The following is a 26,763-nucleotide window of genomic DNA, read 5'->3' as shown; positions in this document are numbered from 1 at the left end:
TATTATTTTTATAGCTACTCACGCTTTATTGACAAGCGTTTGAGGTGTTTTTTTACCCAAAAACACCGCCATGCACAGCCAATGTGCCCGTCTGCACCAGCATGGCGCACAGCCGCACCTTCCCGCCCACCTGGCAGGCGCCTGAGCCCCAGGAGCGACCCCGAGCACAGCCCTGGCACGGCCCTTGCGTAAAGCCCTGCGTCTTTGTTTTTAGCCCCAGGAGCTTGCACCATGGCCTACCTCTCCCCCGCCGAATTCGTCACCAAGATGGTCGATACCGGCGAAGCCAAGATTTATATGTCCACGCGCGACACGCTGATCCGCGCCTTCATGGCCGGCGCCATCCTGGCGCTGGCGGCGGTGTTTGCCGTCACGGCCACCGTCATGAGTGGCTCAGCCCTGATTGGCGCCATGCTGTTCCCGGTGGGCGTGTGCATGCTCTACCTGCTGGGTTTTGACCTGCTGACCGGCGTATTCATGCTCACGCCCCTGGCCTGGCTGGACAAACGTCCGGGCGTGACCCTGGGTGGCATTGCACGCAACTGGGGCCTGGTGTTCGTGGGCAACTTCCTGGGCGCACTCACCGTGGCGGCGATGATGGCCTTCATCTTCACCTATGGCTTTTCCATCGCGCCCAACGAGATCGGGCAAAAAATCGGCCACATCGGCGAGGCCCGCACCCTGGGTTACGCACAGTACGGGCTGATGGGCTGGTGCACCATCTTCCTGCGTGGCGTGCTGTGCAACTGGATGGTGTCCACCGGTGTGGTCGGCGCCATGATCTCGACGACCGTCAGCGGCAAGGTGATTGCCATGTGGATGCCCATCATGCTGTTCTTTGCCATGGGTTTTGAGCATTCGGTGGTGAACATGTTTTTGTTCCCCTCGGGCCTGATGATGGGTGGCAACTTTTCCATCATGGATTACCTGATCTGGAACGAAATCCCCGTGGTGCTGGGCAACATCGTCGGCGGCCTGGCGTTCACCGGCCTGACGCTCTACACCACGCACGCGCGCACGGCGCCAACGCGCACGCTGACCTGAAAGCAAACCCCCCCAGCCTTGCGACAGGGGGGTGTTCATTTTCTGCGTCGGCGTTACCTCTTATGCAGCACGCCGCGCTGCGCTGCTGGCCACGGCCAGGGCCGTCATGTTGAGCACGCGGCGCACGGTGGCCGCCGGCGTCAGGATGTAGGCCGTGCCGGCGGTGCCCATGAGGATGGGGCCGACGGTGACGCCGCCGCTGGTGGTGGTCTTGAGCACGTTGTAGAGGATGTTGGCCGAATCGATGTTCGGGCAGATCAGCAGGTTGGCCGAGCCGCTCAGGGTCGAGTCGCCCAGGTAGGTTTCGCGGATGCGCGGCTCGAGCGCAGCGTCGCCGTGCAGCTCGCCGTCGCACTCGATCTCAGGGTGGCGGGCGACGAAGATATCGCGCGCCGCGCGCATCTTGCGCGCCGAGGCGCTCTTGGACGAGCCAAAGCTCGAATGCGACAGGAAGGCCACCTTGGGCGGCAGGCCAAAGCGGCGCACCTCCTGCACCGAGGCCCAGGCGATGTCGGCCAGCTCCTCGGCGCTGGGGTCTTCGTTGACGTAGGTGTCAGCAATGAACAACGGGCCGTGGCTGCTGGTCATGAGGGCATTGAGCGCCGCGTACTGCGCCACGCCCGGCACATGGCCGAGGATATTGTGGATGCGCTCCAGGTGCGTGTCGTAGGTGCCCACCAGACCGCAGATCATGGCATCGGCGTCGCCGAGCTTCACCATCAAGGAGGCAATGATGGTGTTCGAGCGCCGCACCGCCGCCTTCGCCACCTCGGCGGTGGCGCCATCGCGCTTCATGATCTGGTGGTAAGTCTCCCAGTACTGGCGAAAGCGCGGGTCGTCCGAGGGATCGCACACCTGCACGTCCTTGCCCGGCACCATGCGCAGGCCGGCCTTGGCAATGCGCGCGGCAATCACGGCTGGGCGGCCAATCAGAATGGGGCAGGCAATGTGGTCGTCGATAGCAATCTGCGCGGCGCGCAGGGCGCGCTCGTCCTCGCCATCGGCAAAGGCAACGCGCTTGTGCGCGTCCGGAAGCGCCTTGGCAGCGTTGATGACCGGGCGCATCAACATGCCCGTCTGGTAGACGTAGCGCGTGAGGTGCTCCTTGTACGCCTCCATGTCCTCGATCGGGCGCTGCGCCACGCCCGAGTCCATCGCTGCCTGCGCCACGGCCGGAGCGATTTTCAGGATCAGACGCGAGTCAAACGGCGTGGGGATGAGGTAGTCCGGCCCAAACGCCAGCTCCTTGCCGGCGTAGGCGGCGGCCACTTCCTCACTGATGTTCTCCTTGGCCAGGGCGGCGATCTGGCGCACGCAAGCGAGCTTCATGGCCTCGGTGATCTTGGTGGCGCCGCAGTCGAGCGCACCCCGGAAGATGTACGGGAAGCACAGGACGTTGTTGACCTGGTTGGGGTAGTCCGAACGGCCGGTGGCGATGATGCAATCGGGGCGCACGGCCTTGGCCAGCTCGGGACGGATCTCGGGCTCGGGGTTGGCCAGCGCCAGGATGATGGGCTGGCTGGCCATGGTCTTGACCATCTCGGCCGTGAGCACGCCAGGGGCCGAGCAGCCCAGGAAGACGTCGGCGCCGGCCACGGCGTCGGCCAGGGTGCGGGCCTCGGTCTTTTGCGCGTACTGTGCCTTGGAGGCATCAAAGCCACCGGGGCGGCCTTCGTAGATCACGCCCTTGGAGTCCACCATGAAGACGTTCTCGCGCTTGACGCCCAGGCCCACCATCACGCCGACGCAGGCAATCGCCGCCGCACCGGCGCCCGATACCGCCACCTTGACGCTGCCAATGTCCTTGCCCACGAGTTCGAGGCCGTTGAGCAGCGCGGCGCTGGAAATAATCGCCGTGCCGTGCTGGTCGTCATGGAACACCGGGATGTTCATGCGCTTGCTGAGCTCCTGCTCGATATAGAAGCACTCGGGCGCCTTGATGTCTTCGAGGTTGATGCCGCCGAGCGTCGGTTCGAGTGCAGCGACGATCTCGATGATCTTGTCCGGGTCGCGCGCGTCGAGCTCGATGTCGAACACGTCCACGCCGGCAAATTTCTTGAACAGGCAGCCCTTGCCCTCCATCACCGGCTTGCCCGCCAGCGGGCCGATGTCGCCCAGGCCCAGCACCGCCGTGCCGTTGGTGATGACGCCCACCAGGTTGCCGCGCGAGGTGTAGTCAAACGCCTTGCTCGGGTCGGCCTGAATGTCGAGGCAGGGGTAGGCCACGCCGGGCGAATAGGCCAGCGACAAATCGCGCTGGTTCGACAGCGCCTTGGTCGGGGTGACAGCAATCTTGCCCTTGCTCGGGCTGCGGTGGTATTCGAGTGCGGCTTCGCGCAAGGCTTGTTCAGCGGCGGACAGTGTTGTGCTCATAGGGAGGTACCAGAAACCGGAAAAAGGGGGCTGGCAGCAGGGCAGCAGTCCGCTGCTGGCAGCCCGCCATCATAGAGCCCTGGCGGCAGCATCTACTGGGGGGCGGTGCTCAATAGGCAACCCATTCCGGTGGAGCACAGAATTACTATTAATTTGATAGCTACTAGCGCGCTTGTATATTGCGCTAGCGGCCATTTTCATTCGCAGATTCAAAATTTCTTGGCCACCGTGAGAATCAGCTTCGGCTTTTCCATCTGCCGCATGGTGCCATCGGTGTCGATGGCAATGAACAAATCACGGTTGCGCACCGAGGCTCCAGCCAGCTCTGCGCCCCACACCAGGCCCCAGCGCTGGTGCTCCAGGCCCAGGCGGTAGTCCATGGTGTCGAGCCCTCGGAAATTGCGCACCCGCTGCCAACCCAGGTGCGCCACCAGCTTGGTCTGCCCATTGAGCGGATAGCTCAGGTCGAGGTCCAGCAGCTGCGTGCCCCGGCTGTGCTGCATCGCGCTACCGTAGCAGTCCAGCGCCGGCCCCAAATCGCCACTGGGTAGCTTGACCAGCAGGTAGTTGCCGCAGACGGTGGCCGTGTTGGCGCCGCGAAAGTCCCGACTCACCACGTACAGATAACGCGCCGTCAAATAGCTCCAGCCAAGCTCGGCCACCAGGTAGCTGGTATGAAAACGGGTGTTAACCCAGCCCGTGGGAGTGAAGCTGGCGTCAAAGCCGGCAGGGGCCTCGTCCACGCGCGCACCCGGGAACCATTCACGCGCTGCGCCCAAGCCGTAGTGCCAACCCTCGGGATTGCCGCCGCGCCAGCCCAGGGCCAGCATGGCATTGAGGTTATTGCCCTCGGGGTAGTTGACGCGGCTGACGCTACCGAGCTGCAACTGCGCTATCAAACCCGATTCGTGCGCAGCCTCCACCGTTAACTCCAACCCAGGTTCCCCATGGGTGTCGGAGACGCCACGGGTTTTGCGGTCGGTGGAGATCTTGAGCGTGGTGTCGATGCTGTAGCTGGCAATCTCCGGCTCCGCACTGGCCTGGGCCTGAACCAGTCCAGGCAGAGGGGTGAGCACCAAGGCCAAACCCAGGGTGTAGAGCGTTTTCATGCTTTGCCTCCCTGGCCTACCGTCTGTGGACACATGTTCGGACGCGCCGCCGTGCGCGTCATCTCCTCGGTTTCGCCCAAAATTTCCGTGCCGATGTAGGCGCGCAGGTTCAGGCGCTCCCCCTGGGCGCGCAGCACACCCTTGTAATTTTTCTTGCTGCGTGGGTCATGCACCCAGCCCTCACGCCAGGCCTGGCCGTCCCATTTCTTGAGCTTGGCAATGCGTACGCCACAGGCATCGTCGGACGTGCCTGCATCCTTGTCCCAGACGATCTGCCCACACAGCGCACCGGGGCTGTCGCTGCACTCCTTGAATTCGATGATCGCGCCCTGGTCCGCGCTCAGCCACAGGCCGTCGGCGGCATGGCTGTCGCCGCTTTGCGCGCCCGCCGGCAGGGCCGCCAGCGCCAGGCTGGCGGCGCCGAGCAGCGCCGCGCCAAGGGTTCTTGTGTGCATGGTGTCTCCTTCTTCGTGGTGATCGTTCAAGGCATGGGGGGGAAGGCGGGCCAGTGCGCCACCACCTGCCCCGAGGCAACGACGACGATGTCGCCAAACTGCTGCAGCAGGGCCTCGCTCTTGTGCGGGCGCAGGAACACGGTGTCGCCCGGCTGCAGCTGCTGCAGGCCCGAGCCCACCAGCACCTGCTGGTTGGGCGACAGCCCGTACAGGCCGCTGGTGGCCAGCCCGGCGGGCGAGACCGGGTCGGCGCGCCACTGGCCGCCGTACAGGAACACGCCATGGCGCTGGTTGCGATCCCAGGCAGTGAGCAGCTGGCCAAGCCACTGCACGCCGCTGGGCAGCATGAAGGCTCCGCTCTTGAGCACCGGCGTGGCGATGAAGCAGGCCGGCTGGCACGCAGCCAGGTGCGGCAGATCGAACTCCGCCGGCTTGACGAAGGCCGAGCCTACGCTGACCTCGTTGGCCGCGCCGCTGCCGTCGTGCAGCTGAAAAGTGGGCGAACCGGCAGCGTTCCAGCACAGGCCCGGCGCCTGCGCCGCTGGCAGGCCCAGTGCCGCCACCGCCTGGGCCCGGTACTGGGCGTAGACCGCCTTGGCGTGCGCCTCGGCGCTGGCGCGGGCGCCAGGCAGGTCGGGGATTTCGGTCACGTGCGGGTCGTAGCCCATCATGCCGGCAAACTCCAGCAGCGGCTCGGTGCGCAGCAGCGCCAGTGCCTCATCCAGCGCCGCCGCGCTAGAAAAACCGCCCCGGTGCAGGCCAACGTCGATCTCCAGGTTGACGCGCAGGCGCTGGCCCAGGCCCTGCGCCAGCTGGCGGTACTCGGCCAGGCGCGCCGGGCTGTCGATCAGCCACTGCAGCTGGCGGCCAGGGTCAAAGCCGTTGGCCGGGCGCTGGGCATAAAACGCGGCGGCCGCCGCCACCGGCAAGGGCTTGCCCAGCAGCAGGTCGAATGTCGGGAACTGCGCCGCGTGCAGCAGCAGGTAGGGCAGGTTGAACACCATCTGGCGCTGGCTTTGCAGCTGCTGCGCCAGCAGCTGCAGCAACGCCGTCGCCGGCAGGGATTTGGCCACCACGCGCAGCGGCAGGGCCGGCGCCTTGAGCGCCTGCACCTGGCGCACATTGGCCTGCAGCCGGTCGTGGTCGATGACCAGCACCGGGGTGCTGGCATCGGTGCGGCGCCCGGACTGGCGCAAAGCCTGCGCCAGGGTAGAAAAATACGCATCGTGCGGTGCGCCCGACAGCCCCGGGCGCAGCGCCCAGCCGGCCAGGGCGGCGCCCGCGCCGGCAAGCCACAGGCGGCGGCGGGTGTTCATGCTTTCTCCCCGAACAGTTGGCGCAGGTGCGGGTTCAAGAAACGCCCCTGCGGATCGAGCTCGCGCCGCAGCTGCACAAAATCCTGAAAGCGCGGGTAGAGCTGCGCCAGCTGCGCCGCCCCCAGGTCGTGCAGCTTGCCCCAGTGCGGGCGCCCGCCGTGGCGGCGAAAAATCGGCCCGATCTCACTGAGCAGGTACGCGTGCGCCTCGCCAGCGGCAGCGTGCACGGCGATGGAGCAGCTCTGGCGCTGGTAGAACGGGCTGAGCCAGGCATCGTCGGCAGCAACGAAGCGAAATTCGAGCGGGAAGAACACGTCGTTGCGCTGCTCCAGCGCTGCAATCACCTCTTTCACGCAGGCAACACCAGCCTCGCGCGGCAGGTGGTATTCGGTTTCGTTAAAGCGCGTCGGGCGCTGGGTCGAAAGCAGCTTCCAGGCGCGGTTGCGCGCCTCCTCGGTCTGCTGTGGGTCGATCAGCCAGCCCGCCACCTTGCGCCGCAGCCCGGGAGCAAAGCCCAGCCAGTCGCGCAGCAGGCGCAGGTCGCGCAGCACGTCTTCATCCGCCGCGTGCGCGTCCAGCACCTGGCCGCTGTCATCGATGTCGTGCGTAATGGCAGCGGCGTAGCCGGTAAACGGCAGGTAGTAAAACTCAAAATTGCGGTGCTGCTGCGCCAGCTGCGACGCGCGTTCGAGCAGCTGCGGCGCAGGTTCGAGCCACACGCGCCGGTGCAGGTTGTACGCCGGCACCACCGCCACCTGCGCCTCGGTGATCACCCCCAGGCTGCCCAGAGAAACCTTGGCGGCCGCCAGCAGCTCGGGGTTGCGGGTGGCGCTGCATTCCAGGATGTCGCCGCGCGCCGTCACCAGGCGCAGCGCCTGCACCTGGGCGTGCAGCGCCGGCAGGTTGCGCCCGGTGCCGTGCGTCGCCGTGCTGATGGCCCCGGCCCAGCTTTGCACATCGACATCGGGCAAATTGGGCAGCGCCCAGCCCAGGGCATCGAGTTGGCGCGAGAGCACCGCCAGGCGCGTACCGCCCTGCACCCGTACCGTCTGCGCCGCCACCCCGGGCGCCACGCCCGAGAGGCGATCGAGCGACACCAGCCAATCGTCCGTCGGCACCAGCGGCGTGAACGAATGGCCTGCGCCCACGCAGCGCAGACGCCGCTGCGCCGGGGCGCTGCGCAGCGCCTGCGCCAGCTCAGCCTCATCGGCAGGAACGAAAAAACGTTGCGGCTGGCATTGCTGCAGCCCCGACCAGTTGCGCCAAGACGCGGGCGTCGTCACAGGCGTCTGTGCCTGAACCACCGGCAAAAGGGGCGCCAAGGCCGCACCGGCCCCCACACGCAGCACCAAACGACGCGAACAGGCCGCAGAAGAAAAAGACGCAGACATCACAAGGCCGTTCCTTTCGCCATGAATTCGATCAGCGCTCGCAATTCCTCCGGACTGCAGTCGGCGCATTGCCCGCCCGCCGGCATGGCGTTCAGGCCCTGCTGAGCGTGCTGCAGCATGCGCTCCATGCCCTGGCGCAAACGAGGCTGCCAATCGGGCGCAAATCCGGTCAACGGCGCCTGCGCCCCCACCTGGCTGTGGCACACCATGCAAGAGCGCTCGTATTTCTCGGCCAGGGCCGGCGCCGCTGGACGCAGCTGCACTGCACGCGCCACATCCTCTGCCGCAGGCTGTGGCTGTGCGCTGCAGGCGCTCAAAGCACCCACCAGGCAGGCCAGCAAAGGGGGGCACCAAAGCCCCCATCGATCAAAACAAAACAACATAAAACAATGATCCATAAAAAAACATTGTTTTTTATTTGGGAGTTACCCCCTTCGGGTTCGTACCATGGTGACGGCACCAAGAAACCCACAACACGCCACAATCAAACCATGGCTCGCCCCCCTACCCCACCCCCCAACCGCCGCACCCTGGAGGCGCAGTCGCGCCGTCGCGACATGCTCAGCGCCGCGCGCAAACTACTGCGCAAAGGCGGCGCCGACGCCGTTACCATGCGCGCGGTGGCCGAGCAGGTGGGCGTCTCCACCACCGTGGTGTATGCCCTGTTTCCGGACAAGGCGGCACTCATCGCCCAGGCGGTGGACGACGACCTCAAGCGCTTCTCACGCCATTTGCAGCAGGCTCTGGCAGCAGCGCAAAGTCCCAGCGACGCCCTGCGCCGCGTAGCCCAGGCATATGCAACGTTTGGTGTCTCGCACCCGCAGGCCTACCGCCTGATGTTCATGCAGCTGCGCCCCACTTCAGCGGTGGCCGATTCCAGCATCGAGTTCGGCAACCCCAGCGAAGATGCCTACGCCCTGGCACGCCTGCTTGCAACGCAGTTGCTGCAAGTCCCCAATGGCCCAGTGGTGCCACAAAGCGCTATCGACTGCGCGGCCCAATTGCTGTGGGAAGCGCTGCACGGCGTCACGGCGCTGCGCATTACATCGGGCGATGACCCCTGGTTCGAGCGCCTGCCGCTGGCACAGCATGTCGATCGCATGGTGGACATGCTGCTGGCAGGACTGCCTACAGCACAGGCCCACCCGGCTGAACCCGGGCTTACGCTGTGACTCCAAAAATACACATCCTGTGTAAGCGCATTGTCACGATGTGGAAAGCCAAGACAATGGCTACGTCTTATTACCTATCGGAACCAACCATGAAGAAACTCGTTCTTGCTCTGGCCGCTGCGGCTGCACTGTGCGGCGCTGGTGCCGCCAGCGCCCAAACCGCTTACGGGCAAATCGGCACCACGGGCCTGACCCTTGGCTACGCGCACCATTTCAGCAACTTCAACCTGCGCGGCGATATCAACTTCCTGGACTACAGCCGCAACTTTGACGCCGGCTCCGTCAAGTACGACGGCAAGCTCAAGTTTTCCTCGGTGGGTCTGTTCGCCGACTATTTCGTCGCCAGCCAGTTCCGCCTGACGGGCGGCCTGTTCCTGGGGCGTGACAAGATCAATGCCCGTGGCGTTGCCAAGCCTGGTTCGGACGTGCTGCCCGGCGAATGGGTCGAGGGCGAAATTCGCTCCAAAGACGTGCGCCCCTACCTGGGCATTGGCTGGGGCTTTGGCCCGCAGGCCGGCAAGGGCCTGTCGTTTGCTGCCGATCTGGGCGCAAGCTACGGCGCGTACAGCACCGACTACAAAGTCTCCCCTGGAATGCAGGCGTACTGGGGCAATGACCGCGTGCAAAAAGAGCGCCGTGAGCTCGATGACGAGGTCAGCAAGTACAAGTGGTACCCGGTCATCCGCATCGGCGCAACCTACCGCTTCTAAACCCAGCGTTCACCACGCCAAAAACCGGACAGCCGTCCGGTTTTTTTATTCCCCGCGCGGATCGCGCTCCATCAGGCGGTGTACGGCGTCGCGTGCTGCCAGCTGGCCGTCGAGCAGCTGCACCACGGCGTGCGCCAGGGGCATATCGACACCCAGGGCGCGTGCGCGCGCCGCCACGGTGCGGGCGCAGTACACACCTTCGGCCACGTGGCCGAGCGATTGCACGGCCTCGTCCAGAGTTTTGCCCTGCGCCAGCAGCAGGCCGACGCGGCGGTTGCGCGAGAGGTCGCCGGTGGCCGTCAGCACCAGGTCGCCCAGGCCGGACAGGCCCATGAAGGTATCGGTGCGCGCGCCCAGGGCCAGGCCCAGGCGCGTCATTTCGGCCAGGCCGCGCGTGATGAGGGCAGCGCGGGCGTTCAGACCCAGCTGCAGGCCGTCGCACAGGCCGGTGGCGATGGCAAGCACGTTCTTGACGGCGCCGCCGACTTCGACGCCCACCAGGTCGTCGTTGGCGTACACGCGCAGCTGCGGGCTGTGAAAGGCCTGCACCAGCAGCTCACGCAGCGGCGCGTGCGCGCTCGCGGCCACCAGGGCGGTGGGCTGGCCGCGCGCCACTTCGAGCGCAAAGCTCGGGCCGCTCAGGGCCCCCGCCACCAGGCCGGGCGCCACCTGGGCGCAGACTTCGTGCGCCAGCAGGCCGGGGCCGTCCGCGCCTTGCTGGGCCTCAAAACCTTTGCACAGCCAGGCCACGGGCACGGGGCTGCCTGCGAGCTGCTGCAACCAGCCGCGCAGCGCCGCCATGGGCGTGCCCAGCACCAGCAGGTCGGCGCCAGCGAGCAGCGGCGCCCAGGCACCGCCAGCAATATGTAAGGAGGGGGGGAAATGCACGCCGGCCAGGTAGCGCGCGTTGGCACGCTCGGCCTGCAGAGCGGCGGCCTGGGCCGGGTCGCGCGCCCACAGGGTGACGTGGTGGCCGCCGGGGTGGGCGGCGGCGCTCAGGGCCATCGCCGTGCCCCAGGCGCCGGCGCCAATCACTACAATTTTCATAGCTGCTAGCGCTTGATGAATAAGGGCTGGAGGCTTTTTTACTACGCAGAAAGCCGCCTCAGTGCTTCTCTCAGTGCTTCTGACTCCCTCCCCCGCTGGGGGAGGGTTGGGGTGGGGGCCAGCGGCGGGGGCGCATCTTCAGCGCTCATGGTGCGCCAGCAGCCCCCATCCCTACCTTCCCCCAGAGGGGGAAGGCGTCTGAGACATGCTGCTCATCAGGCCCATTTGCCTCCCAATTGGCTTACTGCGCCGTGGCGTTGGCGGCTTCGGCCTGGGCGGCTTGCTGCTGCTCGTACATGGCCTGGAAGTTGATTTCCGCCAGGTGCACGGGCGGGAAGCCGGCGCGGGTGATGGTGTCGGCCACGCTGGCGCGCAGGTAGGGGTAGATGATTTGCGGGCAGGCAACGCCGATGACGGCGCCCATTTGCTCTTCGGGCACGTTGCGGATTTCAAAAATGCCGGCCTGCTTGGCTTCGACCAGGAACACGGTCTTGTCTTCGATCTTGGTCTGCACGGTGGCGACGACGCAGATTTCAAAAATGCCGTCGGCCACGTTCTCGGCCTGCACGGCCAGCTGGATGTCCACGCTCGGCTGCTGCTGTTCGAGCAAGATGGCGGGCGAGTTGGGCTGCTCAAGCGACAGGTCCTTGAGGTAAACGCGCTGAATCTGGAAAACGGGGGTGTCTTGCTCGGCCATGGTATGGATTGGGCAGTGGAGTGGATAAAACAAAGCCCGCCGGGGAGTGGCTCCCGCAGCGGGCACTTCAGCGGCGCATTATGCCGCCTGGCAACCGGGCCTCAGCCTTGCAGCAGGGGCTGCAGGCCGCCGCTGGCGTCGAGCGCCTGCAGGTCGTCGCAGCCGCCGACGTGGGTCTCGCCAATGAAAATCTGCGGCACGGTGCGCCGGCCGGTGCGCTCCATCATGCGCTGGCGTTCGGCCGGGTCCTGGTCGATGCGAACTTCCTCGATGTGCTCGACGCCGCGCGCCTTCAGCAGCTGCTTGGCGCGGGTGCAGTACGGGCAGACGGCGGTGGTGTACATGGTCACGTGTTGCATGGCTTAGCCTTTCTCCACGGGCAGATTGGCCTCGCGCCAGGCGGTCAGGCCGCCGGCCAGAGGCTGGGCTTTGTCGTAACCGAGCTTTTGTGCCACGGCGCTGGCGCGCTGGGCGCGCATTCCCTTGGCGCAGACCAAAATCAGCGGCAGGGTTTTGTTCTTCACCAGGCCGGGCAGGCGCTCTTCGAGCTGCGCCAGCGGCACGTTCTTGGCGCCGCCAATGTGGCCGGCGGCAAATTCCTCGGGCTCGCAGACGTCGATGACCACGGCTTTTTCGCGGTTGATGAGCTGCACCGCCTGGGCGCTGGACAGGCCCAGCCCGGCGCCACCGCGCAGCACCGGCCACAGCAGCATGGCGCCCGAAGCCAGGGCCATAAAGAACAGATACCAGTTCTCGATGATGAAATTCACGTCAATCCTTGGGGTTGGCAAACCGTGCGATTCTAAAATGCCGGGTTTTGACCTGCGTCGCCCAATTTCTTTATCCCTGAGGCTTTTTCCCCATGTACAAGCTTGTTTTGATCCGCCACGGCGAATCGACCTGGAATCTTGAAAACCGCTTTACCGGCTGGACCGACGTCGATCTCACGCCCACGGGCGTCGAGCAGGCGCAAAACGCCGGCCGTCTGCTCAAGGCCGAGGGCTATGCGTTCGACCTGTGCTTTACCAGCGTCTTGAAGCGCGCCATCCGCACCCTGTGGCACACGCTCGACGAGATGGACTGCACCTGGCTGCCCGTGCGCAAAGACTGGCGCCTGAACGAGCGCCACTACGGCGCGCTGCAGGGCCTGAACAAAGCCGACATGGCAGCCCAGTACGGCGACGCGCAGGTGCTGGTGTGGCGGCGCAGCTACGACACGCCACCGCCGGCACTCGAAGCGGGCGACGCGCGCAGCGAGCGTGGCGACCGCCGCTACGCCGCCCTGGCCCCCACGCAGGTGCCGCTGACCGAATGCCTGCAGGACACCGTGGCGCGCGTGCTGCCGTGCTGGAACGATGCCATCGCCCCGGCGATCCGCAGCGGCCAGCGCGTGGTGGTGGCGGCGCACGGCAACTCCATCCGCGCCCTGGTCAAGTACCTCGACGGCATCTCCGACAACGACATCGTCGGCCTGAACATTCCCAACGGCATTCCGCTGGTATATGAGCTCGACGAGAACCTCCAACCCATTCGCCACTACTATCTGGGCGACGCCGAAGCCGCAGCACGCGCCGCCGCCGCCGTGGCCGCGCAAGGCAAAGCCTGAGGTCCGGATCGCCTTTGGCACGCCCGCCGGGAACCTGGGCCGGCGTGCCCCTTCCAATGCATATTGCATGTTTGCAGCGCTAACGCAGGTGTTTTTATGGGCCAGAAATTGAAAATCGCAGGTTGGATCTCGGTCGGCGTGTTCGCCGGTGCGCTGACCACCGTGTCTTTGCAAACCGTGGCGCGCGGCACCGTCACGCCGCTGCCGCTGGAAGAAATCCAGCAGCTCTCGGCCGTCTTTGGACTCATCAAGACGGACTACGTCGAGCCGGTGGACGACAAGAAACTCATCACCGACGCGATTGCCGGCATGGTCTCCAGCCTGGACCCGCATTCGCAGTATTTCGACAAAAAGACCTTCAAGGAATTCCGTGAAGGCACGACGGGCAAGTTCGTCGGCGTCGGCATAGAGATCACGCAGGAAGACGGGCTCATCAAGATCGTCTCGCCCATCGAAGGCTCGCCCGCCTACCGCGCCGGCCTCAAGACGAACGACCTCATCACCAAGATCGACGACACCGCCGTGCGCGGCCTGACACTCAACGAAGCCGTCAAGCGGATGCGCGGCGAGCCCAGCACCAAGGTGCTGCTGACCATCTTCCGCAAGGACGAGAACCGCACCTTCCCCGTGACCATCACGCGCGAAGAAATCAAGACCCAATCCGTCAAGGGCAAGGTCATAGAGCCCGGCTACGCCTGGATTCGCCTGTCGCAGTTCCAGGAGCGCACGGTGGACGACTTCGTGCGCAAGGTCGAAGAGATTTACCAGCAAGAGCCCAAGCTCAAGGGCCTGGTGCTCGACCTGCGCAACGACCCGGGCGGCCTGCTCGACGCAGCCGTCGCCATCTCGGCCGCCTTCCTGCCCGAGAACGTCACCGTCGTCTCCACCAACGGCCAGCTCGCCGACAGCAAGGCCACCTACAAGGCCACGCCCAGCTTCTACACGCGCCGGGGCCAGGGCGATCCGCTCAAGCGCCTGCCGGCGGCGCTCAAGAGCGTGCCGCTGGTGGTGCTGGTCAACGAAGGCTCGGCCTCGGCCAGCGAGATCGTCGCCGGTGCGCTGCAGGACCACCAGCGCGCCACCCTCATGGGCAGCCAGACCTTTGGCAAGGGCTCGGTGCAGACCGTGCGCCCGCTGGGCCCGGACACCGGTATCAAAATCACCACCGCGCGCTACTACACGCCCAGCGGCCGCTCCATCCAGGCCAAGGGCATCGTGCCCGACGTGATGGTCGATGAAACCGCCGAGGGCGACGTCTATGCCGTGCTGCGCACGCGCGAAGCCGATCTGGAAAAGCACCTGGGCACCGGCCAGGGCCAGGAGCAGCTCAGCCCCGAGCAGGACAAGGCGCGCGAAGAAGCACGCGAGGAAGCGCGCAAGCGCCTGGAAGAAGAGATCAAGAAGAACCCGGCTGGCCGCAAGCTGCCCGAGTTCGGCACCGACAAGGACTTCCAGCTCACCCAGGCGCTGCACCGCCTCAAGGGCGAGCCGGTGCAGGTCAGCAAGACCCTGACCGAGCGCAAGGAAGAAAAGAAAGAGGAATAAGAAAGAGGCATAAGCCCTCACCCTCTCCTTCCCACCACCAGCCGGGCGCCCGCCCGGCTTTTTGCTTCAAGGCTGTTCATGACCGACGACCAACTGCTGCGCTACTCGCGCCACATCCTGCTCGACGACATCGGCATCGAGGGCCAGGAGCGCTTTCTCGCCGCCCATGCCCTGGTGATCGGCGCCGGCGGCCTGGGCTCGCCCGTGGCCCTGCTGCTGGGCGCCGCCGGCGTTGGCCGCCTGACCCTGGTGGACGACGACGTGGTCGATCTGACCAACCTGCAGCGCCAGATTGCGCACAGCACGGCGCGCGTGGGCCAGCCCAAGGTGGCCTCGGCGGCGCAGGCGGTGCAGGCGCTCAACCCCGGGGTGCAGGTGCAGGCGCTGCAGGCGCGCGCCGACGCCGCCCTGCTCGAGCGCCTGCTGCCCGGCGCCAGCGTGGTGCTCGACTGCAGCGACAACTACGCCACGCGCCAGGCCATCAACGCCGCCTGCGTGCGCCACGGCGTGCCGCTGGTGGCGGGCGCGGCCATCGGCTTTGATGGCCAGGTGAGCGTGTTCGACCCGCGCGATGCGCAGTCGCCCTGCTACGCCTGCCTGTTCGACCCCGAGGCGCAGTTCGAGGAAGTGGCCTGCGCCACCATGGGCGTGTTCGCGCCCATGGTGGGCATCATCGGCGCGGTGCAGGCGGCCGAGGCGCTCAAGCTCATCGCCGGCATTGGCCAGAGCCTGGCCGGGCGCCTGCTGCTGCTCGATGGCCGCAGCCTGCAGTGGAGCAGCCTGCGCAGCCCGCGCCAGGCCGACTGCAAAGTCTGCGGCCCGCACAAATCAGAAACATTGGAAAAATGGGGGTCAGACCCCCATTGCACCCGCTGCGGATGAGCGCCATGCCCGGACGGAGAAATTGGAATCTGACCCCCATTTTTTTGCTGCTGGCGGCCTGCACCAGCGCCCTGCCCGCGCACGAGGAGGTGGACTTCATCGACGACGCCGCCATCACCACGCGCATCAAGGCACAGCTGGTGCAAGAGCGCCTGCCGTCAGCGCCGTTGATCGAGGTGCAGACGCTGCACGGTTCGGTGCTGCTGCGCGGCCAGGTGCAGTCGCCCGCCGACAAGACGCGCGCCGAGATCATCGCCCGCACCACGCCCCAGGTGCGCGAGGTGCGCAGCCTGCTGACGAGCCCACCCGCACCGGCGGCTACGCCTTGAACTTGGCCTGCAGCTGTGCCAGCACGGGCGGCGAGACAAATTTTTCCACCGCGCCGCCGAGCTTGGCAATCTCGCGCACCAGGGTGCTGCTGATCGACTGGTAGCGCGCATCGGGCGTGAGGAACACGGTTTCCACATCGGGCACAAGCTGGCGGTTCATGTCAGCGAGCTGGTACTCGTAGTCAAAATCCGTGCCCGAACGCAGGCCACGCACCATGGCGCGCGCGCCCTGGGCGGCGGCAAAGTGCGTCACCAGGCCGTCGAACGGCAGCACCCGCACCTGCGGGCAATCGTGCAGCGCAGCGCGCACCAGGGCCAGGCGCTCGTCCAGGCTGAACAGGGTTTTCTTGTGGTGCGCCACCGCCACGGCGACGATGACCTCGTCAAACAGCGCCGTGCAGCGGCGCAGCAGGGTTTCGTGCCCCAGGGTGATGGGGTCAAAGGTGCCGGGGTAGACGGCAATCACGGGCGCCATGGCAGCTCCATATGCAGGACAAAAAGGCCACTAACGCTTATGCAGCAAGCGCCAGCAGCTATTAATTAGATAGCAAGCGGCAGGCGCTGCAGCAGGTGCGCGTGCACCGCCCCGGCCTTGAGGTGGCGGTACAGCTGCAGGCCCTGCGCCGCCAGGGCGGCGTCGTCCCAGCGCTGCGGCGCCTCCAGGTAGATAAAACCGTCGGCCGCCAATGCTGGCACGGCAGCGGCCAGCGCCGGCGCAAACAGCGCCGCCTGGCCAAAGGGCGGGTCGAGCAGCACCAGGTGCAGGCTGGCCGCCGGGCTGCGCTGCAGCGCCGCCAGGCCGTCGCCGCGCTGCACCCGCACGTTGGCGGCCTGCAGGCGCTCGCGCTGCTGCTGCAAGCTGGTGGCCAGGCCGGCGTCTTGCTCCACCAGCAGCACCTCGGCTGCGCCGCGCGAGGCGGCTTCGAGCCCCAAGGCGCCGGTACCGGCAAAGGCATCGAGGCAGCGCCAGCCCGTCAAATCCTGGCCCAGCCAGTTGAACAGCGTCTCGCGCACGCGGTCGGGCGTGGGCCGCAGGCCGGGGCGCTCGGGCACCGTCAGGCGCTGGCGCTTCCACTGGCCGCCGATGATGCGCACCTCGCCCGCACCCCGGTGGGCCGCTGGGCGGGCGGGCGCGGCTTTGGCGGGCGGGCGGCTCATGGCTGGCCTCCCACCACCACGGTGGCCATGCGCTCGGGCTGCAGGTGGCGCTGCAGCGCGGCGCGCACCTGCTCGCGCGTGAGCGCCTGCAGGCGCTGCGTCCAGTGCTCCAGGTAGTCCAGCGGCAGGCCGTTCCAGGCGATGTTGGCGACGTTCGCCAGCAGCTTCTGGTTGCTGTCGATGCGCAGCGCAAAGCCGCCGATGAGGTTGGCCTTGGCCGCGCGCAGCTCCTCCTCGGTCGGGCCTTCGGCGACGTAGCGCGCCAGCGTGCGCCGCGCCACGGCCAGCGCCTCCTGCGCCTGGTCGGGCCGCGTCTGCAGGCCGATGACGAAGGCGCCCCGGTTCAGGCCGGTGGAAAAATCGCTGTACACGCTGTAGCTCAGGCCGCGCTTTTCACGCACTTCCTCGGTCAGGCGCGAGACCAGGCCCGAGCCACCCAGGATGTGGTTGCCCAGCAGCAGGGCCAGAAAATCGGGGTCGTTGCGCGCGATGCCAACCTGGCCGATCAGCACCTGCGCCTGCGCGGCGGCAAACGGTATGTGGTGCACGCTCGCCTGCGCCAGATCGGGGGCATCGGCCACGGCAGGCAGGGCGGGGCAGTCGCCACCAGCGGGCAGGCCGGCGAGCAGCTGCTGCACCAGGGCCTGGGCCTGCGCTTTATCGAGCGCGCCCACCAGGCTGATGCGCGCCCGGCAGGGGCGCACAAAGCGGGTATGAAAGCCTTGCATGTCGGCCACGGCGATCTGCGCCAGGCTCTCGGGGCTGGGCCGCGCGCCGTAGGGGTGGCTGGCGTACACCGCCTGGGCAAAGGCGCGCGCCGCCACCGGGCCGGGGCGGGTGTAGGACTCTTTGATGGCTGCGCCCCAGCGCTGGCGTTCGTTCTCCCACACGGCGGCGGGGAAGCTCGGCGCTGCAATCTGGCGCGCCGCCAGCTGCGTCGCGCGCGCCAGCAGGTCGGGCTCGGTCAGGGTGCGCAGGGCGTAGCCAAAGCTGTCGCGCCCGGCGCTGGCGCCAAAGCTCGCACCCAGGTCGGCCCAGGCGGCGCCAAGCTGGTTTTCGTCGAGCGCCGGCGCCGCGCCCTGCTCTGCCACGCCCTTGGACGACATCAGCGCCACGGCCTGCGCCAGCCCGGCCTGGGCTGGCAGGTCGCGCCGGCTGCCAGCGTCAAAGGCAATTTGCACGTCCACCATCGGGATGCCGGGGCTGTGCACCAGCCAGACCTGGGCGCCGCTGTCCTGCTGCCAATGCTCGATGGGCAGCAGCGCCCACGCATTTTGCAGGCCAAAAAGCCAGGTAACGCACGCCAGACAAGCGCGAGCAGCTATCTTTTTCATAGTCATAACGGATCTTTCTCAGTGCACGCGGCCCGCAGGGGCGGCGGCTGCAGGGGCGGTTTTGGCGCCAGCGGGCAGGGGCTGGGGCAGCAAGGTGGCAACGGTGAGCTGGTCGTCGCCAAAGTATTTGGCTGCCACGGCCTGCACCTGCTGCACCGTGACGGCGCGCAGCGCCGCCAGCAGCTGATCTTCGGCATCGCTGGGCAGGCCCAGCACCCAGTAGCTGCCCAGGCTTTGCGCCTGGCCCATGACGGAGTCCTTGGCGTACACCTGCTCGGCCTGCCACTGGACTTTGACGCGCGCCAGCTCTTCTTCCGTAATGCCCTCTTCGGCCACGCGCGCCACCTGGGCGCGCAGCGCCTGCTCCACCTCGGCTGCCGTCTTGCCAGCGGCGGGCACACCGGTGAGCATGAACAGGCCGGGCCCGCGCGCCAGCAGCGAGGCGCCGCTGTCAGCGCTGTCGGCCACGCGCGCAGCGCCCTGGGTCAGGGCGCGCTCCAGGCGCGCGCCGTCGTAGCCGCTCAACACCGCCGACAGCACCAGCAGCGCCAGCGCGTCGCGGTCTTGCGCGTCCATGCCCTGCACGCGGCTGATGCGCGGCACGTGAAAGGCCAGGGCGACGTAGCCCTGCTCGGCCGGCGCCTTGACCTCGATGCGGCGCAGGCCCTGCTGCAGCGGCTCGGGCCGGGGCTTGCGCGCCGGCAGGGCGCGCACGGGCAGGCGGCCATAGTATTTTTCGGCCCAGGCGCGCACCTGCGCCGGCTCGACGTCGCCGGCCACCACCACGGCGGCGTTGCCGGGCACGTACCAGCGCTGGTGGAACTGGCGCACGTCGTCGGGCGTGAGGGCGTCGAGGTCGCCCATCCAGCCGATGATGGGGCGGTGGTAGGGCGCAGCGACGAAGCTGGCGGCGTACAGCTGCTCGATCAGGCGCGCGCGCGGGCTGTCCTCGGTGCGCATCCGGCGCTCTTCCTTGATGACCTCGATCTCCTTGCGGAACTCGGCGTCGGGCCACTGGTTGTGGGCAAAGCGATCGGCTTCGAGCTGCATCACCTCGGGCAGGCGCGGCGCCGGAATCTGCTGGTAGTAGCCGGTGTAATCCCAGCTGGTGAAGGCGTTTTCCTGCCCGCCCAGGGCGGCCACGCGGCGCGAGAACTCGCCCGCGCCGAGCTTTTTCGAGCCCTTGAACATCATGTGCTCGAGCGCGTGCGCCACGCCCGAGGTGCCATCGACCTCGTCCATGGCGCCCACGCGCAGCCACAGCATGTGCACCGCTGTCGGCGCGCGGTGGTCCGGGCGCACGAACAGCTCCATGCCGTTGCGCAGCGTGAAGTGCTGCACCAGCGGCGCAGACACCGGCGCAGGTGCGGCAGAGGTCGAGGGCTGGGCCTGCGCCCAGGCTGCAGGGGCCGCCAGCCAAGCGGCCAAGGCCACAGGGGCCAGGAGGGGGTATGCGGTTTTCATAGAATCCCTGGATTCTAAGAACCCCGCAATGTTCAGCTTTTTCAAGAAAAAACCGCCGCTGCCCGGCGACGCCCCCACCACCGCCGCCCCTGCGAGCACCGCCGCTGGTGCTGCAGTGCCTGCGCCGGCCCCCGCCGCCCCCGAAGCCGCCGCCCTGCCCGGCGCCCCCGAGCCCAGCGCCAAGCCCGAAACAGCCCATGCGCGCCAGGGCTGGATGGAGCGCCTCAAAGCCGGCCTGCGCAAAACCGGCAGCTCCATCGCCACGGTGTTCACCGGCACCAAGATCGACGATGCGCTGTACGAGGAGCTGGAAGAAGCCCTGCTGATGGCCGACACCGGCGTCAAGGCCACCGAACATTTGCTGCAGGACTTGAAGCGCCGCGTGAAAGAGGCCAAGGCGACCGAGCCCGCCGCCGTCAAGACGCTGCTGGCCGACGCCCTGGCCGACCTGCTGCGGCCGCTGGAAAAACCGCTGTGCATTGGCGCGCAGCAGCCCACCGTCATCATGGTCGCGGGCGTGAACGGCGCCGGCAAGACGACCTCCATCGGCAAGCTCACCAAACACCTGGCCGACAGCGGCCAAAGCGTGCTGCTGGCCGCAGCCGACACCTTCCGCGCCGCCGCGCGCGAGCAGCTGGGCGTCTGGGCCACGCGCAACACGGTCGAGATCGTGAGCCAGGAAGGCGGCGACCCGGCCGCCGTCAGCTTCGACGCCGTCAGCGCCGGGCGCGCACGCGGCAAGGACGTGGTACTGGTCGATACCGCCGGGCGCCTGCCCACCCAGCTGCACCTGATGCAGGAGCTGCAAAAAATCAAACGCGTGGTCACCAAGGCCGACGCCAGCGCGCCGCACGAGGTGCTGCTGGTGATCGACGGCAACACCGGCCAGAACGCCCTGGCGCAGGTGCGCGCCTTCGACGATGCGCTGCAGCTCACCGGCCTGATCGTCACCAAGCTCGACGGCACGGCCAAGGGCGGCGTGCTGGCGGCGATTGCGCAAGAGCGCCCCATTCCGGTGTACTTCATCGGCGTTGGCGAGCGCGTGCAAGACCTGGAAACCTTCAACGCACGCGAATTTGCGCAGGCGCTGCTGGCGTAAGCACACTGCAAGGAACTTTCACACCAGATTGGGGATGCATCTTCAATCTGTACCCTTTACCCACCCAGTGGTTTGCCGCATGATGGCCGCTGTTGCACCATCACCGAAAGCACCATGCTGCTGGAATTGATTCGAGGCTTGGCCCTGCTGCTGGCGCTGTGTTTCGTCCACAGCGTGGGGGTGCGCTTTTGGCAGCACCGGCCTTTGCTCGGTCGGGTTTTAACCGGCCTGCTCTTTGGCGGCATTTGCGCTCTGGGCATGTTGCAGCCGCTGCAGCCCGCACCCGGGGTGCTGATAGACCCGCGCTCGGTCATCCTGAGCATGGTGGCCCTGTTTGCCGGGCCGCTGCCTGCCACGATTGCCACCGCCATCGCCGCCGGCACACGCCTGGCCCTGGGCGGCAGCGGCTTGGTGGCGGGGCTGGCGATGATTTTTGGCAGCTACGCCGCCGGCCTGCTCTACCGCCAGGCGCGCGCCAACGGCTGGTGGGGCGTGGGGCTGTGGCCGCTGCTCAACTTCGGGCTGCTGCTGCACATGGCGGGCCTGGGCCTGCTCTACGGCCTGGCCCCTGAAGGCGCCATTCCCCTCGACGCCGAAAAAGTCCTGCCCTACCTGCTGACCTTTACCTTCGCCACCGCTTTGCTCGGCGCCCTGATGCACGACGCGCAAGAGCGCCTGGCAACAGCGCAGCAACTGGCCGACAAAGCTGCACGGCTGCAGGCGCTCACGCGCTCCATCCCCGATGTGGTGCTGCTGCTCAATGCCCAGGGCCGCTATCTGGAGGTGCTCACACACCACGACGACCACCTGGCCGTGCCCGCCTGCGACGTGGTCGGGCATTACCTGTCGGACTACTTCCCGCCCGAGGAAGCGGCGCAATTTGTTGCCCAAATACAGCGCAGCCTGGCGCAGCGGCAGGTAGAAAATTTTTCCTACCAACTGCGCACCCCGCAGGGCTTGCGCCACTTTGAGGGCCGCTGCCAGCCGCTCGACAGCCTGGTCGATGGCCAGCCCGCCGTGGTCTTCATCGCCCGCGACCGCAGCGCTGAAATCGCCGCCGAAACCGCCCTGCGCGCCTCTGAACAACGCTTTCGCCACCTGCTCGACGAGGTGCCAGCCATTTCCGTGCAGGGCTACGGCGCTGATCTGCGCGTGCAGTACTGGAACCGCGCCTCCGAGCAGCTCTACGGCTACAGCGCCGACGAGGCCATGGGCCGCAGCCTGCTCGAACTCATCATCCCCGCCGATCTGCAAACTCCCGTGCGCCAGGCCACCAGCGCTCTGTTCAGCAGCGGCCAACCCATTCCCGCCGGCGAATTGCGCCTGCATCACAAAAACGGCCATCCGGTGCATGTGTTCTCCAGCCATGTGGGCATCGCGGCGCCCGGCCAACCCCTGATGATGTACTGCCTGGACATCGACCTCTCGGCCCGCAAGGCGGCCGAAGAGCGCGCCGACTACCTCGCCTACTACGACGCCCTCACCGGCCTGCCCAACCGCCGCCTGCTGCTCGACCGGCTCGGGCAGGCCATAGCAGCCCACCAGCGCAGCGGCCTGTGCGCCGCGCTGCTGTACCTGGACCTGGACCACTTCAAAACCCTCAACGACAGCCGGGGCCACGCCGTGGGCGACCTGCTGCTGCAGCAAGTCGCCCAGCGCCTGCAAAGCGGCATACGGGCACAAGACACCGTCGCCCGCCTGGGCGGCGACGAATTCGTGCTGCTGCTGCACAGCTTGAACGCCAATGCCGTAGAAGCCGCCGCCCAGGTGCGCCGCTTGGGCGATGAGTTGCTCAACGCCCTGCGCCAGCCCTACCAGCTCGCAAGCCAAGAACACCACTGCAGCGCCAGCATGGGCGCAGTGCTGCTGCGCGACAACCACACCAGCACCGAAGAGCTGCTGCAGCAGGCCGACCTGGCCATGTACCGCGCCAAAGAGGAGGGGCGCAACACCCTGCGCTTTTTTGACCCGGCGATGCAAACCGCCGTCAACGAACGCCTGCAGCTGCAAGCCGACATCCACCAGGGCCTGCGCACGCAGCAATTCGTGCTGTTCTACCAGCCGCAAATCAACGCCAGCGGCGCCATCATCGGCGCCGAAGTGCTGCTGCGCTGGCAGCACCCCGAGCGCGGCATGGTCTCGCCCGCGCTGTTCATTCCCCTGGCCGAAGAAACCGGGCAAATCCTGGCCCTGGGCCAGTGGGTGCTGGAGCAGGCCCTGGCGCAGCAAGGCCACTGGCGCCACGATCCGCAACTGGCCAGCCTCAAGCTCTCCATCAACGTCAGCGCCCGCCAATTTCGCCAGGCCGACTTCGTTGCCAAGCTGCAGGCCCTGCTGCGCAGCAGCGGCGCCGCCCCCACCAGCATCACCCTGGAGCTGACCGAAAGCCTGCTGCTGCACGACATCAACGACGTGATCGCCCTCATGCAGGTGCTGCGCAACCTGGGGCTGCACCTGTCGCTCGACGACTTTGGCACCGGCTACTCCAGCCTGAGCTACCTCAAACGCCTGCCGCTGACGCAGGTAAAAATCGACCAAGGCTTTGTGCGCGGCATGTTGCACGACCACAAAGACGTGGCCATTGCGCGCAGCATCATCACCCTGGCGCAGGAGCTGGGCCTGAGCGTGGTCGCCGAGGGCGTGGAAACCGAGGCCCACCACCAGCTGCTGCAAGCGCACGGCTGCCGCCAGTTCCAGGGCTATCTGTTTGGCAAACCCATGCCGCTGGCCGACTTTGAAGCCCTGGTGCGCAGCAGGGACTCCATTTAAGCCCGCCGCCGGGGGGCCGATACCGAGGTATCCGCCCATCCCGATGGAGTGACCCATGCGCATTGAATCCTCCGCCTTGCAATGGCAATCCCAGCACAGCGCCAGCCGCACCGAGGCCCACAGCACCCGGCTGCAAGCCTGGGTAGGCCAACGCCCGCCAGCGCGCGCGCCCACCCAGCCCGAAACCACCGCCCGTAGCGACCAGCCCCAGATCAGCCCCCAGGCGCGACGCCTGCTGCAGCAGGCACGGCAGGCCACGCCCGAGGCCACCCAAGCCACCACCAGCCACGACAGCACCCGCAGCGACCAACTGCCGCCGCTGCTGCGCATGGCCAGCGACCTGATCGAGAAAATGACCGGCGTGCGCGCCCACATCGTCGATGCGCAGGCGCTCACGCCCAGCGCCACCACGGCACCCGCTGCCTCCCCTGCGGCCAGCAACCCGCCAAGCGCCGGCTGGGGCCTGGCCTACGATGAACACCATGTGGTGCAAGAGAGCGAAACCACCCAATACGCTGCCGCCGGCGTGGTACGCACTGCCGATGGGCGCGAGATCCGCTTCAGCGTCGCCCTGCTCATGCAGCGCAGCTACCGCGAGGAAAGCAGCATCAGCCTGCGCCTGGGCGATGCGCAGGCGCCCATGACCGATCCGCTGGTCATCAACTTCGACGGCACGGCAGCGCAGCTGCAAGACCTGCGGTTTGAGTTTGACCTCAACAGCGACGGCCAGGCCGAAAACATCCCCCTGCTGGCGGGCAACCGGGGCTTTTTAGCACTCGACCGCAACGGCAACGGCCAGATCGACAACGGCAGCGAACTCTTTGGCCCGGGCAGCGGCAACGGCTTTAGCGAGCTCGCCGCCTACGACGACGACGGCAACGGCTGGATCGACGAGAGCGACGGCGTCTTTGCGCAGCTGCGCGTCTGGACGCCCACCGCCGACGGCCCCGGCACGCTGCGCAGCCTGCAGGCGCTGGGCGTGGGCGCACTCTCACTCACCGCCGGGCAAAGCGAATTCGCCCTGCGCGACGCCCACAACCGCAGCCTGGGCGCGGTGCGCGCCAGCAGCGTGTACCTGAACGAAAACGGCAGCGCCGGCACGCTGCAGCACGTCGATCTGACGGCCTGAGCTACGCCCTCAGGGCAGCATCAAGGCAGCGCCACCGCCGCACGCACCCAGTCGGCGTAGGCCACGCTCGCCTGCAGCGGCTGCACCACCAGCTGCGGCAGGCTGTAGGGGTGCTCGGCCTGCAGCCAGGCCAGCAGCGCCGGCACGGCCGCTGGCAGCGTCTTGCACAGCAGGCGCCATTCATCCTCGGCCTGCAGTGCGCCCTGCCAGCGGTAATGCGAGGCAATGGGCTCGACCTGCACACAGGCCACCAGCTGCGCCGCCAGCAGCGCCTGCGCCAGGCGCTGCGCGCCGTCGGCATCGCCCACCGTGGTGCTGACCGCCGCCAGCCACGGCAGGCCCGGGATTTCAGGAAAGTTCTGCATACTATGATTTTGATAGCTAGTTACGCTTACCCAGCAAGCGCTAGGGCTTGATTTTAGTTCCAACACCCCCGACTTCAACAGTGCGGAACTTTGGCTTTAGCACTCCCTCCAAGAGAGTGCTAACATGCCCGCTGAGACGAGAAAAGGACTGCCACCATGACCCTTGCCACCCGCAACGCCAGCATGGCCCTCACGCCCGCCAACCCCTGGGCGCTGGTGCCTGCGCTGGGCAATCTCGACGCCTATATCTCCGCCGTCAACCGCCTGCCCCTGCTCACCCCCGAGGAGGAGCAGGACTACGCGCGCCGCCTCAAGGAACACAACGACCTCGACGCCGCCGGGCGCCTGGTGATGTCGCACCTGCGCCTGGTGGTATCGATCTCGCGCCAGTACCTGGGCTACGGCCTGCCGCAGGGCGATTTGATCCAGGAAGGCAACGTCGGCCTGATGAAGGCCGTCAAGCGCTTCGACCCCGACCAGGGCGTGCGCCTGGTGAGCTACGCCATGCACTGGATCAAGGCCGAGATCCACGAATACATCCTGAAGAACTGGCGCATGGTCAAGGTCGCCACGACCAAGTCGCAGCGCAAACTGTTCTTCAACCTGCGCTCGATGAAGCAGGGCTTCAAGGCCGACGCCCAGGGCGCCGACACGCACCGCGACACGCTCAACCCCCAAGAGATCGAGCGCGTGGCGCAGGAGCTGGGCGTCAAGCGCGAGGAAGTCATCGAGATGGAAACGCGCCTGTCCGGCGGCGACATCTTGCTCGACCCCAGCCCGAGCGACGACGGCGAGCAAGCCTTTGGCCCCATCGCCTACCTGGCCGACAAGGCACACGAGCCCACCGCCATGCTCGAAGCACAGCAGCGCGACCTGCTGGCCACCGACGGCATCGCCAGCGCCCTGGCCAGCCTCGACGAGCGCAGCCGCCGCATCGTGCAGCAGCGCTGGCTGCAGGTGAACGACGACGGCAGCGGCGGCATGACGCTGCACGAGCTCGCCGCCGAATACGGCGTCAGCGCCGAGCGCATCCGCCAGATCGAAGTGGCGGCCATGAAGAAAATGAAAAAGGCCCTGGCCGAATACACCTGAGCCCGCCACCGCCCACTGGCACCCATAAACACCCACCAGCGCCCCAGTCCGGGGCGCTTTTTCATTGCCCGCCATGAAGCCCCTATTCACTCTTGTTTTGATAGCTGCTTGCGCAATCCCAGCAAGCGCTAGCGCCGAAAAACTCCCCAAAAGCACAGCGGCCGACTGCCCCGCCGCACAGGCGCTGCAGCAGCGCCACCTGCTGGGCCGCTGGCAGGCCGAGCTGCCGGGTCTGGGCCAGCGCCTGCAGCTGCAGCTCACACCCCACCCCGAACTGACCGAGAGCGTGCATGGCAGCGTACAGCGCGGCAGCCAGCGCAGCCAGCTCACGGGCGACGTGGACGGCGGCACGCTGACGCTGGAGGAATCCGACGACGGCCAGCGCATCAGCGCCACCTGGCTGGGCGACGTGGTCGAGGGCAGCTGCGGGCGCGAAATCCGGGGCCAGTGGCAGCGCGAGGGCGCCAGCGCTGCGCCGCAGCGCTTCATCCTGCGCAAAGAATAGGCCGGGGCTGCGCCAAATCACAAAACGTTACGGCTACTGCGCCTGGTTTGCTTGCTGCCCCCCCTGACAGAGGCCACAATCCCGGCACCCGCAGCAGGGCGCCAGAAGGGGACAAATACAGCAACAAGCCGGCTTTTGCCGCCCGTTGCCCGATCTCACGGCCCGACTGCCG

At 67.0% G+C, this 26,763-nt stretch carries 27 protein-coding genes; 12 read left to right on the top strand and 15 right to left on the bottom strand.

Annotation, left to right across the window (positions count from 1 at the left end; translation table 11 throughout):
- The first annotated feature begins 231 nt into the window (after window positions 1-231).
- Window positions 232-1,044 carry a formate/nitrite transporter family protein gene (locus tag G7045_RS02660; protein ID WP_166156928.1) on the top strand — a complete coding sequence of 271 codons (813 nt, stop codon included), beginning with the start codon at window positions 232-234 and terminating at the stop codon, window positions 1,042-1,044.
- 60 nt (window positions 1,045-1,104) lie between these two features.
- Here the strand turns inward: G7045_RS02660 and G7045_RS02655 are convergent, their stop codons facing one another.
- From G7045_RS02655 to G7045_RS02630, 6 genes are all read right to left on the bottom strand, one after another.
- Window positions 1,105-3,417 (bottom strand): NADP-dependent malic enzyme, encoded by a 2,313-nt coding sequence (locus tag G7045_RS02655; protein WP_166156925.1) that lies wholly within the window; start codon window positions 3,415-3,417, stop codon window positions 1,105-1,107.
- Window positions 3,418-3,626: 209 nt separating this feature from the next.
- The gene (locus G7045_RS02650; protein WP_166156922.1) at window positions 3,627-4,526 is read right to left on the bottom strand and encodes a TorF family putative porin; all 900 of its coding nucleotides are present in this window, start codon (window positions 4,524-4,526) and stop codon (window positions 3,627-3,629) included.
- Window positions 4,523-4,981, bottom strand: coding sequence for a DUF2147 domain-containing protein (locus G7045_RS02645; protein WP_166156919.1), 459 nt, complete (start codon window positions 4,979-4,981; stop codon window positions 4,523-4,525). Before G7045_RS02645 ends, G7045_RS02650 begins: the two co-directional genes overlap by 4 nt.
- Window positions 4,982-5,007: 26 nt before the next feature.
- Window positions 5,008-6,297 carry an alanine racemase gene (locus G7045_RS02640; RefSeq protein ID WP_166156916.1) on the bottom strand — a complete coding sequence of 430 codons (1,290 nt, stop codon included), beginning with the start codon at window positions 6,295-6,297 and terminating at the stop codon, window positions 5,008-5,010.
- Window positions 6,294-7,688 (bottom strand): D-arabinono-1,4-lactone oxidase, encoded by a 1,395-nt coding sequence (locus G7045_RS02635; protein ID WP_166156913.1) that lies wholly within the window; start codon window positions 7,686-7,688, stop codon window positions 6,294-6,296. The genes G7045_RS02640 and G7045_RS02635 overlap by 4 nt, the downstream gene beginning before the upstream one ends.
- Window positions 7,688-8,014 (bottom strand): cytochrome c5 family protein, encoded by a 327-nt coding sequence (locus G7045_RS02630; RefSeq protein ID WP_166156910.1) that lies wholly within the window; start codon window positions 8,012-8,014, stop codon window positions 7,688-7,690. The genes G7045_RS02635 and G7045_RS02630 overlap by 1 nt, the downstream gene beginning before the upstream one ends.
- Window positions 8,015-8,179: 165 nt before the next feature.
- Here G7045_RS02630 and G7045_RS02625 point away from each other — a divergent pair, with 165 nt between their 5' ends.
- Both G7045_RS02625 and G7045_RS02620 read left to right on the top strand, forming a co-directional pair.
- Window positions 8,180-8,860: a TetR/AcrR family transcriptional regulator gene (locus tag G7045_RS02625; protein WP_166156907.1), complete on the top strand. Its 681-nt coding sequence runs from the start codon at window positions 8,180-8,182 to the stop codon at window positions 8,858-8,860.
- 89 nt (window positions 8,861-8,949) lie between these two features.
- Window positions 8,950-9,570 (top strand): hypothetical protein, encoded by a 621-nt coding sequence (locus G7045_RS02620; protein WP_166156904.1) that lies wholly within the window; start codon window positions 8,950-8,952, stop codon window positions 9,568-9,570.
- Window positions 9,571-9,615: 45 nt separating this feature from the next.
- Here the strand turns inward: G7045_RS02620 and G7045_RS02615 are convergent, their stop codons facing one another.
- From G7045_RS02615 to G7045_RS02600, 4 genes are all read right to left on the bottom strand, one after another.
- Complete coding sequence (locus G7045_RS02615; RefSeq protein ID WP_166156901.1) at window positions 9,616-10,617, bottom strand: NAD(P)H-dependent glycerol-3-phosphate dehydrogenase; 1,002 nt, start codon at window positions 10,615-10,617, stop codon at window positions 9,616-9,618.
- Window positions 10,618-10,858: 241 nt separating this feature from the next.
- Window positions 10,859-11,314, bottom strand: a complete 456-nt coding sequence (secB, locus tag G7045_RS02610) for a protein-export chaperone SecB (RefSeq protein WP_166156898.1) — start codon at window positions 11,312-11,314, stop codon at window positions 10,859-10,861.
- Window positions 11,315-11,415: 101 nt separating this feature from the next.
- Window positions 11,416-11,673 (bottom strand): glutaredoxin 3, encoded by a 258-nt coding sequence (gene grxC / locus G7045_RS02605; RefSeq protein WP_166156895.1) that lies wholly within the window; start codon window positions 11,671-11,673, stop codon window positions 11,416-11,418.
- Between the two features lie 3 nt (window positions 11,674-11,676).
- A complete protein-coding gene (locus tag G7045_RS02600) occupies window positions 11,677-12,084 on the bottom strand; it encodes a rhodanese-like domain-containing protein (protein WP_166156892.1) in 408 nt (135 codons plus the stop codon).
- A gap of 92 nt (window positions 12,085-12,176) precedes the next feature.
- Between G7045_RS02600 and gpmA the strand changes: the two genes are divergently transcribed.
- The 4 genes from gpmA to G7045_RS02580 all read left to right on the top strand — a co-directional run bounded on the left by gpmA (window position 12,177) and on the right by G7045_RS02580 (window position 15,676).
- Window positions 12,177-12,920: a 2,3-diphosphoglycerate-dependent phosphoglycerate mutase gene (gene gpmA / locus G7045_RS02595; protein ID WP_166156890.1), complete on the top strand. Its 744-nt coding sequence runs from the start codon at window positions 12,177-12,179 to the stop codon at window positions 12,918-12,920.
- Between the two features lie 96 nt (window positions 12,921-13,016).
- Window positions 13,017-14,465, top strand: coding sequence for a S41 family peptidase (locus G7045_RS02590; protein ID WP_166156887.1), 1,449 nt, complete (start codon window positions 13,017-13,019; stop codon window positions 14,463-14,465).
- Between the two features lie 78 nt (window positions 14,466-14,543).
- A complete protein-coding gene (locus G7045_RS02585) occupies window positions 14,544-15,347 on the top strand; it encodes a HesA/MoeB/ThiF family protein (RefSeq protein ID WP_166156884.1) in 804 nt (267 codons plus the stop codon).
- Complete coding sequence (locus tag G7045_RS02580; protein ID WP_166156881.1) at window positions 15,344-15,676, top strand: BON domain-containing protein; 333 nt, start codon at window positions 15,344-15,346, stop codon at window positions 15,674-15,676. Before G7045_RS02585 ends, G7045_RS02580 begins: the two co-directional genes overlap by 4 nt.
- Here the strand turns inward: G7045_RS02580 and coaD are convergent.
- The 4 genes from coaD to G7045_RS02560 all read right to left on the bottom strand — a co-directional run bounded on the left by coaD (window position 15,666) and on the right by G7045_RS02560 (window position 19,632).
- Complete coding sequence (coaD, locus tag G7045_RS02575) at window positions 15,666-16,151, bottom strand: pantetheine-phosphate adenylyltransferase (protein ID WP_166156878.1); 486 nt, start codon at window positions 16,149-16,151, stop codon at window positions 15,666-15,668. The genes G7045_RS02580 and coaD overlap by 11 nt on opposite strands.
- A 65-nt stretch (window positions 16,152-16,216) precedes the next feature.
- A complete protein-coding gene (rsmD, locus tag G7045_RS02570; RefSeq protein ID WP_166156875.1) occupies window positions 16,217-16,834 on the bottom strand; it encodes a 16S rRNA (guanine(966)-N(2))-methyltransferase RsmD in 618 nt (205 codons plus the stop codon).
- Window positions 16,831-18,174, bottom strand: coding sequence for a M16 family metallopeptidase (locus G7045_RS02565; protein WP_370521695.1), 1,344 nt, complete (start codon window positions 18,172-18,174; stop codon window positions 16,831-16,833). Before G7045_RS02565 ends, rsmD begins: the two co-directional genes overlap by 4 nt.
- A 12-nt stretch (window positions 18,175-18,186) precedes the next feature.
- On the bottom strand, window positions 18,187-19,632 hold the full coding sequence (locus G7045_RS02560) for a pitrilysin family protein (RefSeq protein WP_166156872.1): 1,446 nt from the start codon (window positions 19,630-19,632) through the stop codon (window positions 18,187-18,189).
- A 28-nt stretch (window positions 19,633-19,660) separates the two neighbouring features.
- Between G7045_RS02560 and ftsY the strand changes: the two genes are divergently transcribed.
- The 3 genes from ftsY to G7045_RS02545 all read left to right on the top strand — a co-directional run bounded on the left by ftsY (window position 19,661) and on the right by G7045_RS02545 (window position 24,629).
- Complete coding sequence (gene ftsY, locus G7045_RS02555) at window positions 19,661-20,731, top strand: signal recognition particle-docking protein FtsY (RefSeq protein ID WP_166156869.1); 1,071 nt, start codon at window positions 19,661-19,663, stop codon at window positions 20,729-20,731.
- A 114-nt stretch (window positions 20,732-20,845) separates the two neighbouring features.
- Window positions 20,846-23,500: an EAL domain-containing protein gene (locus tag G7045_RS02550; protein ID WP_166156866.1), complete on the top strand. Its 2,655-nt coding sequence runs from the start codon at window positions 20,846-20,848 to the stop codon at window positions 23,498-23,500.
- Window positions 23,501-23,555: 55 nt separating this feature from the next.
- Window positions 23,556-24,629 carry a hypothetical protein gene (locus tag G7045_RS02545; protein WP_166156863.1) on the top strand — a complete coding sequence of 358 codons (1,074 nt, stop codon included), beginning with the start codon at window positions 23,556-23,558 and terminating at the stop codon, window positions 24,627-24,629.
- Between the two features lie 20 nt (window positions 24,630-24,649).
- Here the strand turns inward: G7045_RS02545 and cutA are convergent, their stop codons facing one another.
- Window positions 24,650-24,994 (bottom strand): divalent-cation tolerance protein CutA, encoded by a 345-nt coding sequence (gene cutA / locus G7045_RS02540; protein WP_166156860.1) that lies wholly within the window; start codon window positions 24,992-24,994, stop codon window positions 24,650-24,652.
- Between the two features lie 156 nt (window positions 24,995-25,150).
- Between cutA and rpoH the strand changes: the two genes are divergently transcribed.
- Window positions 25,151-26,086 (top strand): RNA polymerase sigma factor RpoH, encoded by a 936-nt coding sequence (rpoH, locus tag G7045_RS02535; RefSeq protein WP_166156857.1) that lies wholly within the window; start codon window positions 25,151-25,153, stop codon window positions 26,084-26,086.
- A 73-nt stretch (window positions 26,087-26,159) separates the two neighbouring features.
- Window positions 26,160-26,591 carry a hypothetical protein gene (locus tag G7045_RS02530; protein WP_166156854.1) on the top strand — a complete coding sequence of 144 codons (432 nt, stop codon included), beginning with the start codon at window positions 26,160-26,162 and terminating at the stop codon, window positions 26,589-26,591.
- The last annotated feature ends 172 nt before the right edge of the window (window positions 26,592-26,763 follow it).

It is taken from the genome of Acidovorax sp. HDW3 (assembly GCF_011303755.1).
In the GTDB taxonomy this organism is placed as follows: domain Bacteria; phylum Pseudomonadota; class Gammaproteobacteria; order Burkholderiales; family Burkholderiaceae_C; genus Paenacidovorax.
This window is presented reverse-complemented; position numbering and strand designations above follow the sequence as displayed.